Source organism: Corynebacterium pseudokroppenstedtii, from assembly GCF_019754945.1.
GTDB lineage: Bacteria > Actinomycetota > Actinomycetes > Mycobacteriales > Mycobacteriaceae > Corynebacterium > Corynebacterium pseudokroppenstedtii.
Genome location: NZ_JAEUWU010000001.1, coordinates 21,897 through 35,826, shown reverse-complemented (window position 1 = coordinate 35,826; position 13,930 = coordinate 21,897). Strand labels below are relative to the sequence as shown.

The following is a 13,930-nucleotide window of genomic DNA, read 5'->3' as shown; positions in this document are numbered from 1 at the left end:
TCATCTGGCTGAGATGAAGATCACGGATCTACATATCCGTAAGGCCCTCAACGTGGCTCACTTGGGTAATCGACGGGCCCAAGAAACGCCTGGCCAGCCTGGCAAACCGATGGGGATCACCGGTAGACTCAAAGGTCCGAACAGGTTCAGGACCCGCATAGTCATTCACGACGTTGGCATCCACCACATCCAACGACTCCGCCTCAGGGTTAGCGTCGTTAAACAAATCCTCCTGATAAAGGACCCGCGGAACCTCCTTGCCCTCCTCCTCGGAGCTGCTCACCAGGGTCACGTTATCCCCCATCACCAGCTGAATCACCCCTGTGAGTAGCGGATAATGAGTACACCCCAGCACCACAGTGTCGACGCCGACATCCTGCAACGGCTCCAAATACGCCTCCGCTAAGCCCATAATCTGCCGGCCCGTCGTGATGCCACGCTCGACGAAGGGCACGAATTGCGGGCAATCGACGGCATGGACCTCGATGTTCGGATCCAGATTCGCGATGCATCGCTGGTACGCTCCCGACGCGATCGTTCCCGTCGTTCCGATCACTCCGACGCGGCCATTGCGCGTTGCCGCGACCGCGCGTCGCGACGCCGGCTCGATCACCCCCACGACGGGGACGTCGTAGAGCTCCCGCGCTTTATCCAAGAACACCGACGCGGCCGTATTGCACGCGATCACGATCATTTTGGCGCCGCGGGCGACGAGGTCGTCGGCAATCGCCGTCGAATACCGGATGATATCTTCGCGGGGCTTGGGTCCATACGGGGCGTGCACGGTATCTCCGACATACATGATCGACTCAGTCGGGGCTTGGTCCACAATGGTCCGCGCAACAGTTAACCCGCCTACCCCGGAATCAAAAACTCCAATGGGGCTATTTTTCATGAGCGCCACGCTTCAAGTAAGGACTCCTGGCACACCGCCAGCCATTCGACGAAATTCCGATCAAAGCCTGCGTCGGGGCCAGCTTCAGGCAAATGCCCCTCGTCGTCAATAAAGGCTGCAGCCTTATAGATGCGGATGTCGTTCAGCCCAGCTAACCAGCGTGGAACGTCGTCATAGATCAACGACACATTGACCGACCCATCGGGGCCTAAAGCGTCGACAATATAACGAAGATTCGTGAGCTTCTGGGAAATAATATCCGGTTCGTGAAGCTGACGGAGCATCCCATTGTCGCCCTCAAACTCTTCGGCCTCCGACGTTTCAAAGTCGGGAAGCAAGCGCGCCAACCCCGGATCCTCCGGTTTTTCGGAGTGGCCCGAACTGATCCCCGTCATCTCCTCGAGCACATCCTTGGGAGCGCTCCGCTGGCGTTCAATTAATGCATTGCACAAGTCTGCCGCCGCGTCACCCAGAAGTTCCCGCTCCATGGGCTCAAAGGTCGTGTTTATTGTCCTCTTCTTCAGCAACCCTTTACGGGGTTTCCACGGCTCCACAGCTTATCCCTCACGTGATTCGTCGGTACGTCATACGAAGCGAGTACAACTACAAGCAGCTTACCGCCCTAGCTTTAGCCCTCAGAACGCTGCATGGTGGCCCATAAACCCGCAGTCTGCAGCTTCTTGACATCGACTTCTACCTTATCGCGCTCCCCCGACGACACGACCGCCTTGCCCTCCGTATGCACTTTCATCATCAGCTCCGTCGCTCTAGCACGCCCATAGCCCAGCACAGTTTCAAACACATAGGTGACATAACTCATCAGATTGACGGGGTCATCCCACACGATGCACAGCCATGGGAGATCAGGTTCTGTCATCGTCTGTGTGTCTGTTTCGGGGGTAGCTAAGGGAGCTGCGGCAGGACTCATGGTGTCCACTTTAGCCAGAAACCATGCCGACTCACAGGAACCCAGCGAACCGTGCCGACGCCTCGCACGGCGACCGAGGAGGCGGGTTATCCACTCATATACGTTTGTCCCCGGCACCCACTATCATGATCGCCATGAACGCTTCCCACCCCCAGGACACCACTCGACGTTCCAGCGCACTGCTCACCGACAAGTATGAACTCACGATGCTCGACGCAGCCATTAAAGATGGCACAGCGGATCGACAAGTGAGTTTCGAAGTTTTCGCGCGACGGCTCCCCGGACAACGTCGGTACGGGGTTGTTGCAGGTACCGACCGAGTTTTACGCACTGTTCGCGATTTTGTCTTTACCGACGAACAACTCGAATATCTCGACTTCCTTAGCGACGAAACAATTGAGTACCTACGCAATTACCGTTTCTCAGGCCATATCGACGGATACTCCGAAGGCGAACTCTACTTCCCGTACTCCCCCATTTTGACGGTCCGCGGGACATTCGCTGAGTGCGTGGTGCTGGAAACAGTCATTCTGTCCATCATGAACGCCGATTCGGCCGTCGCAACGGCAGCAGCGCGAATGGTCACCGCCGCGGAGGGACGGCCCATCATGGAGATGGGATCCCGACGCACCCACGAATATGCCGCGGTCACCGCCACCCGCGCCGCCTACCTCGCAGGCTTCTCCTCCACCAGTAACTTGGAGGCCGCGTACCGCTACAACATCCCCTCAGCGGGAACGGCAGCGCACGCATGGACTTTGGCACACACCACCAGCGAGGGCGCCCATGAGGACGAGGCGTTCCGCACGCAGATCGACACCCTCGGCATCGGAACGACGCTTCTTGTTGACACCTACGACATCGCCGCCGGAGTGCGCACCGCCATCGATGTCGCCGGCACTGACCTAGGCGGCATCAGGATTGACTCTGGCGAACTAGGCGTTTTAGCCCGTCAGGTTCGCGACCAGCTGGATTCCTTAGGAGCGACGAACACGAAGATTGTCGTGTCCTCCGACCTCGACGAATTCGCAATTGCTGCGCTGCGTTCCGAGCCCGTCGACGCGTACGGCGTCGGTACGTCTGTGGTGACCGGTTCTGGGCACCCCACCGCCGAAATGGTGTACAAGCTCGTTGAGGTCGACGGGCTGCCCGTGGCGAAACGCTCAAGCCACAAGATCTCGCATGGTGGTACCAAGCGTGCCTACCGCGCCGTCCGAGAATCTGGAACCGCAGTTGAGGAAGTTATCACGCACTTCGACGACGACGCACCGAAGCTTTACAACGGCCTGCATGCGCGCCCGTTGACTGTGGCCCTGATGCGCGGTGGAGAAATAACAGGCAATCTCCCCTCGCTCGAGGCGTGCCGCGAGTACCTCTCTCAAGCGCTCATCACGTTGCCATGGGAAGGCCTCGCCCTGTCCGCCGATGAGCCGGCTATTTCCACCCGGTTCGTCGGGTTCTAGGCGGCTCACCGGAAACATATGGGTTCGAAGACTCGTCAAACCGATGCTCAACCGAGCAATGATAATGAAAAGTACGACGCTGAGCGCTTGCTCGACACCGTCGTTGCCGCGATGGGAGGTGCCCGGCGCGATGGCCAATCGCGGATGACCTCATCCATCCAAAAAGCGATCAGGATGGAGAAGCATCTGGCGGTTCAGGCTGGTACCGGAACCGGGAAGTCGATGGCTTACCTTATTCCGGCGATCGCGCACGCCGTCGAAACGGATACCACGATCGTCGTGTCGACAGCGACGATTGCGCTGCAACGTCAGCTGATTTCCCGGGATCTTCCCCGTATCGCAGCAGCGTTGAAACCCACGCTGGGCACGATCAATTTCGCGATCCTCAAGGGACGGTCTAATTATCTGTGCCTGAACAAGCTCGGTGTTGAGGACAACAGTGAGAGCCCGCTGATCGACCCCAGCCAGATTTCGCGCGTCGGACGGCAGGTCAAGGAATTACACGAGTGGGCATCCGACACTGACGACGGCGACCGCGACAGTTTGGAGAGCAGCGTTTCCGACCTGGCGTGGAAGCAAGTCAGTGTGACCGCGAATGAGTGCATCGGCGCGTCGCGGTGCCCGCATGGCGAGGATTGTTTCGCGGAGCGTGCGCGCGATAAAACGCGTGATGCGCACGTTATCGTCACGAACCACGCTTTGCTGGCCATCGATGCATTGTCTGAGGGAAGCATCCTGCCTGAGCATGACATCGTTATTGTCGACGAGGCGCATGAGCTGGACGGGCGTATCACGTCGGTCGCAACGCAGGAGCTGGCAGCACCGGGTATGAGGGCGACGGCACGTCGCGTCGCCAAGTTTGATGACGAGGCATCATCGTCGCTGATGAACAGCATTGATGATTGGCAGTCGTACATCGACGCTGTGGTGGATGATGGGCGGTGGAAGCCATTTCCGGATGGCGCTGCCGGCAACGTGGAGGATTTGCGCAAACATATCAATACTGCGTTTACGGCGGTGCATAGTGTGTCCGCTGATTCTTTGTCGAATGATCCGGAGAAGGCGGCGGAGCGGCAGGCGGTGCTTTCGGCTCTGGATGAGCTGCTGCACACCTGCGCGCGAATTCTTTCGTATGGCAATCAGCTCGAGCAACAAGGTCGCAGTACCTCCCTGGAACCGGACGATGTGGTGTGGAAAGAGAATGGTGAGAACGGCAGAGTAATGGTGGCACCGCTCTCGGTCGCACCGCTGCTGAGCAAGAATCTTTTCGACGCCAATACGGTCATCTTGACCTCGGCCACGCTGGCCCTGGGTGGGAAGTTCGATGCCATGGCGGCGCAGTGGGGTTTGCGTAAAAACACCTACACCACGCTCGACGTGGGGACGCCTTTTGATGCACGGCGCTCGGGAATCCTTTACGTCGCGGACCACTTACCACCTCCCGGCCGGGACGGTATGTCGCAGCAGGCCGTTGAGGAAATGCGCACTCTCATTACCGCTGCTGGCGGTAGAACGCTGGGCTTGTTTTCGTCCCGCCGTGCCGCCGACGCTGCCGCACACGCGATGCGGGAAGTTCTGCCTTTCGACATTTATTGCCAAGGCGAGGACTCGATAGGCGCCTTGGTCACGTCATTTTCCAACAATGAGAACTCGGTGTTGTTCGGCACGTTGTCGTTATGGCAGGGCGTCGATGTCCCCGGGCCATCGTTATCTTTGGTTATTATCGACCGGCTTCCGTTTCCCCGTCCCGACGATCCCCTCTTAAAAGCTCGTTCCGACGCGGCCAACGCGGCGGGGCGCAATGGGTTCATGGAGGTATCGGCAGCGCACGCGGCACTTCTGATGGCGCAGGGATCCGGACGGCTGTTGCGATCCGTGAATGATCGTGGTGTCGTCGCTGTTCTCGATCCCAGGCTGGCTACGAAACGATATGGTTCGTTTATCGCAGCGTCCATGCCGGACTTGTGGCGCACGACCTCACTCGAACAAACGCGGGATGCGCTCAAGCGGCTAGTCAAGAAATAGCCACGTCAGGATCAAACGCGACCGCGGTTCTACTACCTGGGGCTACCTCGGTGAAACCAGCGTCAACAACCTCGACGTAATGACCAACCCCATAGCGACGGGCAGCGGCCTCCAGCTCGCTACTCGGTACCTCGACGATGGTGAACCGCGGTTCATGGAGCCACCGTTCAACGGTCGGAAATGAGGCATGAGCAGCCCATAACATCGCTGCGTGCCCCACCTGAGCTGCAGCTTTGCCCACCGACATCTCCAAGTCCTCGTTTAATGCAAGGGTTGGGCGCACGGGATCGCTTCCACCTATGCGTTTCTTCTGCGAAGCGTCCTCGCGCGGGAGATCAGTACCGGAAATCTGCAGTTTTCCAATTCTCGGATCAACATCGCGGACCGGCCCTGGAAGAAAAGCACGCGCCGACGACTCCCCAATCGTGACCGTCACTCCCGGAATGCTCTGCACTTTCGACCACTGCCCCGACGTCCGAGCACGTCGCGCAATTTTCCGGATTCGTGCTCCGTACCACCGAGATAGCGATTCTCGCCATGCTCCGTCGCTTCCGGCACGAGGGTCGAGACACACGAGTGCCGACGCTAACGCCGCGGCTTCCAACAGTTCCCGACGACGGGGCGGCGACGATTTCGGCATGTTCAGCACGATCGGCATCGCTTGAACGGTGTGTGGATCACTGGGATCTTCCCCATCGGGCTGGTTGACACCATCGCCGAGAACCGACGCTAACAGCGAATGTGCGTTTCTGATGCCAGATATCGCGCTGCCTTCCGTGCGTCCATCGTCATCAATCATGAATTAACTCCTGTGACGTCGCGTGTTCGTCGGCGGTTGCCTCGTCGGTCATTCCTTCGTCGGTAGCTTCTTTGGCATCAGAAGCAGCATCAACATCGTCGCGGTCAATACCCAAAATGCTCAACACTTCGTCGAGGAAGGGGAAATTCACAGACGCGTCCGCTACTTCTTGCAGCGCTTTCTTGGCGTTAAAGGCGATGCCGAGCCCCGCCGCGGACAACATGTCGATATCATTCGCGCCGTCCCCCACAGCAACGGTCTGATACATCGCCAGTCCCGAGGTCGCGGCGAATTCCTTGAGGTATCGCGCTTTAGCTTCCCGGCCCACAATATCGCCGACAACTCTGCCGGTCAGCCTGCCGTCGACAATTTCCAATGTGTTGGCCCGGACGAAATCGATATCGAGGTCATCAATCAGTGGTTGAATAACCTGGATAAACCCTCCTGAGACGACCGCGGTGCGGTACCCCATTCGCTTGAGGGTCCGGATCGTCGTCCGCGCCCCGGGTGTGAGGACGATATTGTTCGCTACCTCGTCGATGACCGAGCTATCCAAACCGCGCAGAGTGGCGACGCGCTCCCGTAACGATTCTTCGAAATCGATTTCTCCCCGCATTGCCCGCGCTGTCACTTCTGCTACTTCTTGTTCTCGGCCGGCGTGGGCTGCCAGCATCTCGATGACCTCACCTCGGATCAACGTCGAGTCACAATCGAAGCAGATAAGACGCTTGGACCGCCGAGCCAAGCCTGCGCGCTCAATAGCAATGTCGACACCGATCCGGGTGCTGAGCTCCGCGAGAGCTTTGCGGAGCGCAATACCGCCGCCGGGCCGGGGATCCCGTACCGACACTTTGAGCTCCACACCGGTGACTGGATAATCGGAGATGCCCCGGTAGGTATCAATATTTGTCCCGTAATCAGCCAGAACTTGCCCAATCTGGGAAATATGTTCCGCAGTAACTGGATTACCTAACACGACGACGGCGTGGCTGGAATATGGGCGTGACGGTACAGCCTGGTCATCAAATTCAATTTCGACGGTGCAGTCGTAGGTCGCTAGCGTTTCGACGAGATCGTCACGAAGGCGACCAATTTTGTGAGGCGGACATCCGACGAGTGCAGCCAGGGACAAGTGCCCACGGAAGATGGACTGCTCGATGTCGAGAAGTTGACTGCCATGTGCGGCAAGGACACGGAACAGCGCCGCACTAACACCCGGTCGGTCGGGGCCAGAGGCGATGACGACGGCGGGGCGAAAACCGTCAATGAGATTAATAGAGAGCTTGGAGGCCATGGTGTACTTCAGTTGCTCCTAGGAGTGGATGGGGCGAGGCGGGCGGTTTAAACAGGTCTTGTAATCGTGCCTGAGTGGCGCGCGGATTTTAGTGGTGATAGCAGAAACGGCCCCCAACCGTGTGGATGGGGGCCGTCTCATTTATTCAGGAGGTCTGAATACTTTGTTTCTCTCGCATTGAGCGAGCAAACACACAACCACTCTCACTAAATCTGCCGACCGATGTGAGCTTCAGCTCGCATCTTTTCAACCATCTGCGGATGGTGAAGCTCGAAGGCTGGGCGCTCGGAACGGATACGAGGCAGCGAGGTGAAGTTGTGGGTCGGGGGCGGGCAGGATGTTGCCCACTCGAGGGAGTTTCCGTAACCCCACGGATCGTCAACGGTCACGATCTCGCCGTAGCGGAACGACTTGAACACGTTCCAGATGAACGGCAGGAATCCGATACCAAGAATGAAGGAGAAGATCGTGGAGAACTGGTTCAAACCGGTGAATCCGTCGGTCGGAAGGTAGTCAGCGTAACGACGTGGCATACCTTCGTCACCGAGCCAGTGCTGGACCAAGAACGTTCCGTTGAATCCGATGACCGTCATCCAGAAGTGGATCTTGCCCAGACGCTCGTCCAGCATACGTCCGGTCATCTTGGGGAACCAGTAGTAGACGCCTGCACAGGAGGCGAACACGATGGTACCGAACAGGGTGTAGTGGAAGTGAGCGACCACGAAGTAGGTATCCGACACGTGGAAGTCCAGCGGCGGTGAAGCCAGCATAATACCGGTCAGACCACCGAAGAGGAATGTCACCAGGAAGCCCATGGTCCAGAGCATCGGGGTCTCAAAGGTGATGTGACCGCGCCACATCGTTCCCACCCAGTTGAAGAACTTCACACCGGTCGGCACCGAGATCAGGTACGTCATGAATGAGAAGAACGGGAGCAGGATAGCGCCGGTGACGAACATGTGGTGAGCCCACACAGCAACCGACAGAGCAGCGATCGACAGCGTCGCGAACACCAGCCCGGCGTAACCGAACATTGGCTTACGGGAGAAGACCGGAACGATCTCGGACACGATACCGAAGAACGGAAGGGCCAAGACATAAACCTCAGGGTGACCGAAGAACCAGAACAGGTGCTGCCACAGAATTGCGCCACCGTTAGCGGGGTCATAAATGTGTGCACCGAGTTTGCGGTCGTACAGCACGCCAAGGGCAGCTGCGGTCAGCATCGGGAAGATCAACAGAACGATGATCGACGTAACCAGAATGTTCCAGGTGAAGATCGGCAGGCGGAACATCGTCATACCAGGGGCACGCAGGCACACGATCGTCGTGATCATGTTGATAGCCGACGCGATGGTTCCGACACCACCAGCACCAACGCCGACGATCCACATGTCGGAACCGATACCCGGCGAGTGAAGAGCGTCGGACAGCGGCGAGTAAATGGTCCAGCCGAAGTCAGCGGCTCCACCAGGGGTAAAGAAGCCCGACAGCATTAGAATGCCGCCACCGAGTGTCAGCCAGAAGCCCAGGGCGTTCAACCTAGGGAATGCCACATCGGGTGCGCCGATTTGCAACGGCATGATGTAGTTCGCGAAGCCCCACACCACAGGCGTGCCGTATAGCAGCAGCATGATGGTGCCGTGCATGGTGAACAGCTGGTTGAACTGTTCGTTGGACAAGAACTGAAGACCCGGGCTGAAGAGCTCAGCACGAATCAATAGGGCCATGAGACCACCGAGGAAGAAGAAACAGAACGACGTGATGATGTACATCATGCCGAGCTGCTTATGGTCCGTCGTGGTCAGCATGCGCCAGGCAAATCCCCCCTTCGGGGTGGTTCCTGACGGCTTTGGCCTAGCAGGGGCGACCGGTTGGTCAACCTTAGGCGCTACAGCAGTCATACTTTCCTCCTGAATTCGGAAGCTGCTCCTTGCCTTCACGTGAAGCAGATTCCTCGTCATTGTCATTGCCGGCGTGCGTCGACCACGCCCCACCCTAACCACTCAGAACGCTGTCACCAGCGCAAACAACGTCGAAAAGGTTGTTGCGATGTCCAACAACTCAACGAGGGCGCCTGAGAGTTTTCTGAAGATCGGCGGACAATAGCCTGAAGTACACCAACGATGTTCAATATAGTAACGCTGTGTACCACATAAAGGCCAGCCCTTTCGGCCATCTTCCACACAGTAGGGGGAAGAGACGTGTCGGCCTCGGGAACTAAAACCCGGTTTCGGGCGTTATCTCCGACGCTGGCTTTAGAGCTGCCTTAGAAATCCCAGTCTTCGTCGGTCGTGGATTCCGCCTTACCTATTACATAGGAGGATCCCGATCCCGAGAAGAAGTCGTGGTTTTCGTCGGCTCCGGGGTTCAGGGACGAGATGATCGCCGGGCTGACGCGGGTTTCGTCGGCAGGGAACAACGCTTCGTACCCCAGATTGTTTAAGGCCTTATTGGCGTTGTAGCGCAAGAAACGCTTGACGTCCTCCGTCCACCCCAGCTCGTCGTAGAGGTCTTCGGTGTACTGCGTTTCGTTGTCATACAGCTCGTAGAGAAGGTCGAAGGTGTATTCCTTCAGCCCGTCCCGCTCGGACTGCGTCAGGGCCTCCTGGCCGCGCTGGTACTTATAACCGATGTAGTAGCCGTGGACTGCTTCGTCGCGAATAATCAGGCGAATGACGTCGGCAGTGTTGGTGAGCTTGCCATGGCTGGACCAGTACATCGGCAAGTAAAAGCCCGAGTAGAAGAGGAAGGACTCAAGAAGTGTCGACGCAACCTTCCGCTTGAAGGGGTTATCGCCCTCGTAATAGTCGAGAACGATCCGGGCTTTGTCCTGGAGGTTCTCGTTCTCCTCGGACCACCGGAACGCGTCGTTGATTTCCGGTGTCGACGACAACGTCATGAAGATCGACGAGTAGGAGCGGGCATGGACCGACTCCATGAACGCAATATTGGTGTAGACGGCTTCTTCGTGGGGCGTGAGGGCGTCGGGAATGAGAGAAACCGCGCCGACGGTGCCCTGGATGGTGTCCAGCATGGTGAGACCGGTGAATACGCGCATCGTGGTGCGCTGTTCCAGCTCGTTGAGGGTGCCCCAGCTCTTGATGTCGTTAGAGAGCGGAACTTTCTCTGGTAGCCAGAAGTTCCCTGTCAGCCTGTCCCACACCTCTTGGTCTTTGTCATCGGGAATGGTGTTCCAATCGATGGCAGCGATGGGGCGATCATGGTTGTTTGTGTTTGTCCCCCATCGGACCGGTGTGATTGCGTTGGTCTTCTTCATAAAAGTGCCCCTTTCAACACTGTAAATATCAACTGCCAGTATCCGTCAGTCCCGTACCGGCCAAGTCTAGCCCTTACCCGACGACATAGGCTCCCCTGTCACCATACGAATCAAATCTTTAGCGTAAGTGGCGGTTTTGTGTGTGAAAAGTGTTCGACCTCCTTTGGCCAAAGCCGCGAATTTTAGATTCATAGGACAACGCCAACTTCCTTAAAAACTAGACGTAGGTTTAATTCTAAAATTGTAAATCTGGAGAGAGGGTAGTGAAATATTGTGTAGAATAAATCGGACGGTAGCGAACCCTAAAACCCGCATTCCGGTTGTTTTTTGCTTAAACTAAAAAATTCAGCCCTAAAGTTTTTTCAAAAATAATTGGCCAAAACAAAAAAGTTTTATATAATCGGGGCATGGCTATCAGTGACACAATGCAGAAAGCATTCAATGACCAATTCAACGCCGAACTCCAGGCGGCACTCGTTTACAAGCAACTAGGGCTGGAGCTTGATCGCCTTAGCTTGGTAGGCATGCGGGACTGGATGCGCGAACAAGTCGATGAGGAATTCGGACATGCTCACGCTTTCAGCGACCACATCTTGGCTCGCGGTGGTCAGGTGACTATCTCGACCCTTTCCGTTCCTGAGCTCAACATTCAGTCGGCAAAGGATGCATTCCAGGCTGCTCTTGAGCATGAGAAGAAGGTATCGGGCCTGATTCGCGATCTAGCTAAGACTGCAGATGCTGAAGGTGACCTTGATTCCCGCCAGTTAATCGACCGCTTCTTGACCGAACAGATCGAAGAAGAGGACACGGTTAACGAGATTCTCGATCGCCTTGAGCTTGTTGGCGACGACGGTGCGGGCATTCTCCGCCTCGATGCTGAGCTTGGTCAGCGCTAAAACTAAGTAGGAAAAACTAGTTGGCATGTGCCGGCTAGTTAGGTAACCAACGGCCTCATATCATCGCGATATGGGGCCTAATTTTTATGCCCGTTTCGGCCCCACTTGTTACGGCCCGGCTGTGACGGCGCGCATCGCGCACCGTCACTGTCACTGCCAAACCATGACAGCCCAACCGTTACAGCATGCAGGAGACGCAACCTTCGACCTCTGTACCTTCCAATGCCGCCTGCCGCAGACGAATGTAATACAGGGTCTTAATCCCATTCTTCCACGCATAAATCTGTGCGCGGTTAATATCGCGCGTCGTTGCGGTGTCTTTAAAGAACAAGGTAAGCGACAACCCTTGGTCGACGTATTTCGTCGCTACCGCATACGTATCGATAACCTTTTCATATCCTATTTCATAAGCATCTTTGAAATAGTCAAGATTGTCGTTGTTCATATGCGGTGCGGGATAGTACACGCGCCCAATCTTGCCCTCTTTACGGATTTCAATTCTCGACGCGATCGGGTGAATCGACGATGTCGAGTTGTTGATATACGAAATAGAACCCGTCGGAGGAATAGCCTGAAGGTTTCGGTTGTAGAGGCCGTATTGCTGGATATCCTCCCGCAACTGGGCCCACTCCTCAGGCGTCGTTACCGAAATCGACGATTCCTCGAAGATGCGCTTGACCTTCTCTGTTTTCGGCGCGAAATCCTTCGGATCGTACCGATCAAAGAAGGCACCCGATGCGTAATCGGAGTCCTCGAAGCCGGTGAACGTCACTCCCCGTTCCTTAGCGAGGCGATTGGATGCCTTGAGGCAGGCCACCATGACAGCGGCAAAATACGCGTTGGTGAAATCGAGCGCTTCTTCGCTGCCATAGTAAATATGCTCGCGACCCAAGTAGCCGTGCAGGTTCATCTGGCCCAAGCCGATTGCGTGGGAATGCTCGTTGCCCTGCCGGACGGATGGCACCGAATCGATCGACGTCTGATCCGAGACCGCAGTCAACCCACGGATAGCGGTGTCGATGGTTCCATCGAAGTCATCGCTATCCATGACCATCGCAATGTTCAGCGAACCGAGGTTGCACGAGATATCGTCACCGATATGTTCATACGTCAGGTCCGCGTTAAATTCCGACGGGCTATTGACCTGGAGGATCTCTGAGCAGAGGTTAGACATATTAATGCGCCCAGCAATGGGATTCGCGCGATTAACTGTATCCTCAAACATAATGTACGGATAGCCGGACTCAAATTGAATCTCGGCCAATGTCTGGAAGAACTGCCGCGCATTAATTTTCGATTTCTTAATGCGAGGATCTTCCACCATCTCGTCATAGTGCTCAGAGATGCCGATGTCCGAGAATGGCTTCCCATAGACTCGTTCAACGTCATACGGCGAGAACAAGTACATATCATCATTACGCTTGGCCAATTCAAACGTAATATCAGGGATAACTACACCCAGTGACAAGGTTTTAATACGGATCTTTTCGTCCGCATTTTCACGCTTGGTGTCCAAGAATCGCAAAATATCCGGATGGTGTGCGTGTAAGTACACCGCACCGGCTCCCTGACGCGCACCCAACTGGTTGGCGTAAGAGAAGGAATCTTCCAGGAGCTTCATTACTGGAATGACGCCGGACGATTGGTTCTCGATCTTCTTGATCGGAGCGCCCTGTTCACGCAGGTTAGACAGGAGGAGCGCTACTCCCCCGCCACGCTTAGATAGCTGTAGAGCAGAGTTGATAGAGCGACCAATCGACTCCATATTGTCTTCGATACGAAGAAGGAAGCATGAAACCGGCTCACCACGCTGAGCTTTCCCGATGTTGAGGAACGTCGGGGTTGCGGGCTGAAAACGGCCCTGAATAATTTCGTCGACGAGCCGGCGTGCTAGCGAAATATCACCGTCAGCAAGCCCCAAGGCCACCATGCATACTCGGTCCTCATACCGCTCTAAGTAACGGTTTCCATCAAAAGTGCGCAACGTGTATGAGGTGTAATACTTGTATGCGCCTAAGAACGTCTTGAAACGAAACTTATAGCTATAGGCTTGCTTGAACAGATCTTTGATGTCGGAAAATTCATATTTCTCGACAACGTCACCGTTGTAATAGTTGTTCTTGATCAAGTAATCAAATTTTTCTTCCAGATCATGGAAGAACACCGTGTTCTGATTAACATGCTGAAGGAAAAATTGATTAGCCGCTTCGCGGTCTTTGTCGAACTGAATCTTGCCATTCTCGTCATAGAGGTTAAGCATGGCATTCAGAGCATGGAAATCTAACTGCTCTGTAGACCGAACAGGTTCTGCTACTGTTTTGCCGAGATCTGACACCTAGAATCTCCTAAT

At 55.9% G+C, this 13,930-nt stretch carries 11 protein-coding genes; 3 read left to right on the top strand and 8 right to left on the bottom strand.

Translation table 11 applies throughout. The features are described 5' to 3' along the window. Nucleotides 1-28: 28 nt before the first annotated feature. The 3 genes from murI to clpS form a co-directional block, all read right to left on the bottom strand. Complete coding sequence (gene murI, locus JMN36_RS00170; protein WP_204087315.1) at nt 29-895, bottom strand: glutamate racemase; 867 nt, start codon at nt 893-895, stop codon at nt 29-31. Continuing rightward, on the bottom strand, nt 892-1,449 hold the full coding sequence (locus JMN36_RS00165; RefSeq protein ID WP_204087316.1) for a DUF2017 domain-containing protein: 558 nt from the start codon (nt 1,447-1,449) through the stop codon (nt 892-894). The genes murI and JMN36_RS00165 overlap by 4 nt, the downstream gene beginning before the upstream one ends. 74 nt (nt 1,450-1,523) lie before the next feature. Further along, entirely contained in the window at nt 1,524-1,823 is a 300-nt protein-coding gene (clpS, locus tag JMN36_RS00160; protein WP_041629461.1) for an ATP-dependent Clp protease adapter ClpS, read from the bottom strand. 134 nt (nt 1,824-1,957) lie between these two features. Here clpS and JMN36_RS00155 point away from each other — a divergent pair, with 134 nt between their 5' ends. After that, nucleotides 1,958-3,286: a nicotinate phosphoribosyltransferase gene (locus tag JMN36_RS00155; RefSeq protein WP_204087317.1), complete on the top strand. Its 1,329-nt coding sequence runs from the start codon at nt 1,958-1,960 to the stop codon at nt 3,284-3,286. 18 nt (nt 3,287-3,304) lie between these two features. Beyond that, the gene (locus JMN36_RS00150) at nt 3,305-5,311 is read left to right on the top strand and encodes an ATP-dependent DNA helicase (protein WP_412728549.1); all 2,007 of its coding nucleotides are present in this window, start codon (nt 3,305-3,307) and stop codon (nt 5,309-5,311) included. On the opposite strand, the gene JMN36_RS00145 is transcribed toward JMN36_RS00150, so the two are convergent. The 4 genes from JMN36_RS00145 to nrdF form a co-directional block, all read right to left on the bottom strand. Then, nucleotides 5,301-6,110 (bottom strand): aminoacyl-tRNA hydrolase, encoded by an 810-nt coding sequence (locus JMN36_RS00145; protein ID WP_204087318.1) that lies wholly within the window; start codon nt 6,108-6,110, stop codon nt 5,301-5,303. The two genes, JMN36_RS00150 and JMN36_RS00145, sit on opposite strands and share 11 nt — an antisense overlap. Beyond that, nucleotides 6,103-7,404: a phosphoserine phosphatase SerB gene (gene serB / locus JMN36_RS00140; protein ID WP_236881836.1), complete on the bottom strand. Its 1,302-nt coding sequence runs from the start codon at nt 7,402-7,404 to the stop codon at nt 6,103-6,105. Before serB ends, JMN36_RS00145 begins: the two co-directional genes overlap by 8 nt. A gap of 206 nt (nt 7,405-7,610) precedes the next feature. Further along, nucleotides 7,611-9,308 carry an aa3-type cytochrome oxidase subunit I gene (gene ctaD, locus JMN36_RS00135; protein WP_204087319.1) on the bottom strand — a complete coding sequence of 566 codons (1,698 nt, stop codon included), beginning with the start codon at nt 9,306-9,308 and terminating at the stop codon, nt 7,611-7,613. Between the two features lie 365 nt (nt 9,309-9,673). Next, the gene (gene nrdF / locus JMN36_RS00130) at nt 9,674-10,684 is read right to left on the bottom strand and encodes a class 1b ribonucleoside-diphosphate reductase subunit beta (protein ID WP_204087320.1); all 1,011 of its coding nucleotides are present in this window, start codon (nt 10,682-10,684) and stop codon (nt 9,674-9,676) included. A 407-nt stretch (nt 10,685-11,091) separates the two neighbouring features. Between nrdF and JMN36_RS00125 the strand changes: the two genes are divergently transcribed. Next, entirely contained in the window at nt 11,092-11,580 is a 489-nt protein-coding gene (locus JMN36_RS00125) for a ferritin (protein WP_041628867.1), read from the top strand. 178 nt (nt 11,581-11,758) lie between these two features. Here the strand turns inward: JMN36_RS00125 and nrdE are convergent, their stop codons facing one another. After that, a complete protein-coding gene (nrdE, locus tag JMN36_RS00120; protein ID WP_046202602.1) occupies nt 11,759-13,915 on the bottom strand; it encodes a class 1b ribonucleoside-diphosphate reductase subunit alpha in 2,157 nt (718 codons plus the stop codon). Nucleotides 13,916-13,930 lie beyond the last annotated feature (15 nt).

Bases quoted from the DNA above. Each gene is read 5' to 3' on its own strand.
- JMN36_RS00145 (WP_204087318.1), bottom strand. From the start codon at position 6,110: ATGATTGATGACGATGGACGCACGGAAGGCAGCGCGATATCTGGCATC.
- clpS (WP_041629461.1), bottom strand. From the start codon at position 1,823: ATGAGTCCTGCCGCAGCTCCCTTAGCTACCCCCGAAACAGACACACAG.
- serB (WP_236881836.1), bottom strand. From the start codon at position 7,404: ATGGCCTCCAAGCTCTCTATTAATCTCATTGACGGTTTTCGCCCCGCC.
- nrdF (WP_204087320.1), bottom strand. From the start codon at position 10,684: ATGAAGAAGACCAACGCAATCACACCGGTCCGATGGGGGACAAACACA.
- JMN36_RS00155 (WP_204087317.1), top strand. From the start codon at position 1,958: ATGAACGCTTCCCACCCCCAGGACACCACTCGACGTTCCAGCGCACTG.
- ctaD (WP_204087319.1), bottom strand. From the start codon at position 9,308: ATGACTGCTGTAGCGCCTAAGGTTGACCAACCGGTCGCCCCTGCTAGG.
- JMN36_RS00150 (WP_412728549.1), top strand. From the start codon at position 3,305: ATGGGTTCGAAGACTCGTCAAACCGATGCTCAACCGAGCAATGATAAT.
- murI (WP_204087315.1), bottom strand. From the start codon at position 895: ATGAAAAATAGCCCCATTGGAGTTTTTGATTCCGGGGTAGGCGGGTTA.
- JMN36_RS00125 (WP_041628867.1), top strand. From the start codon at position 11,092: ATGGCTATCAGTGACACAATGCAGAAAGCATTCAATGACCAATTCAAC.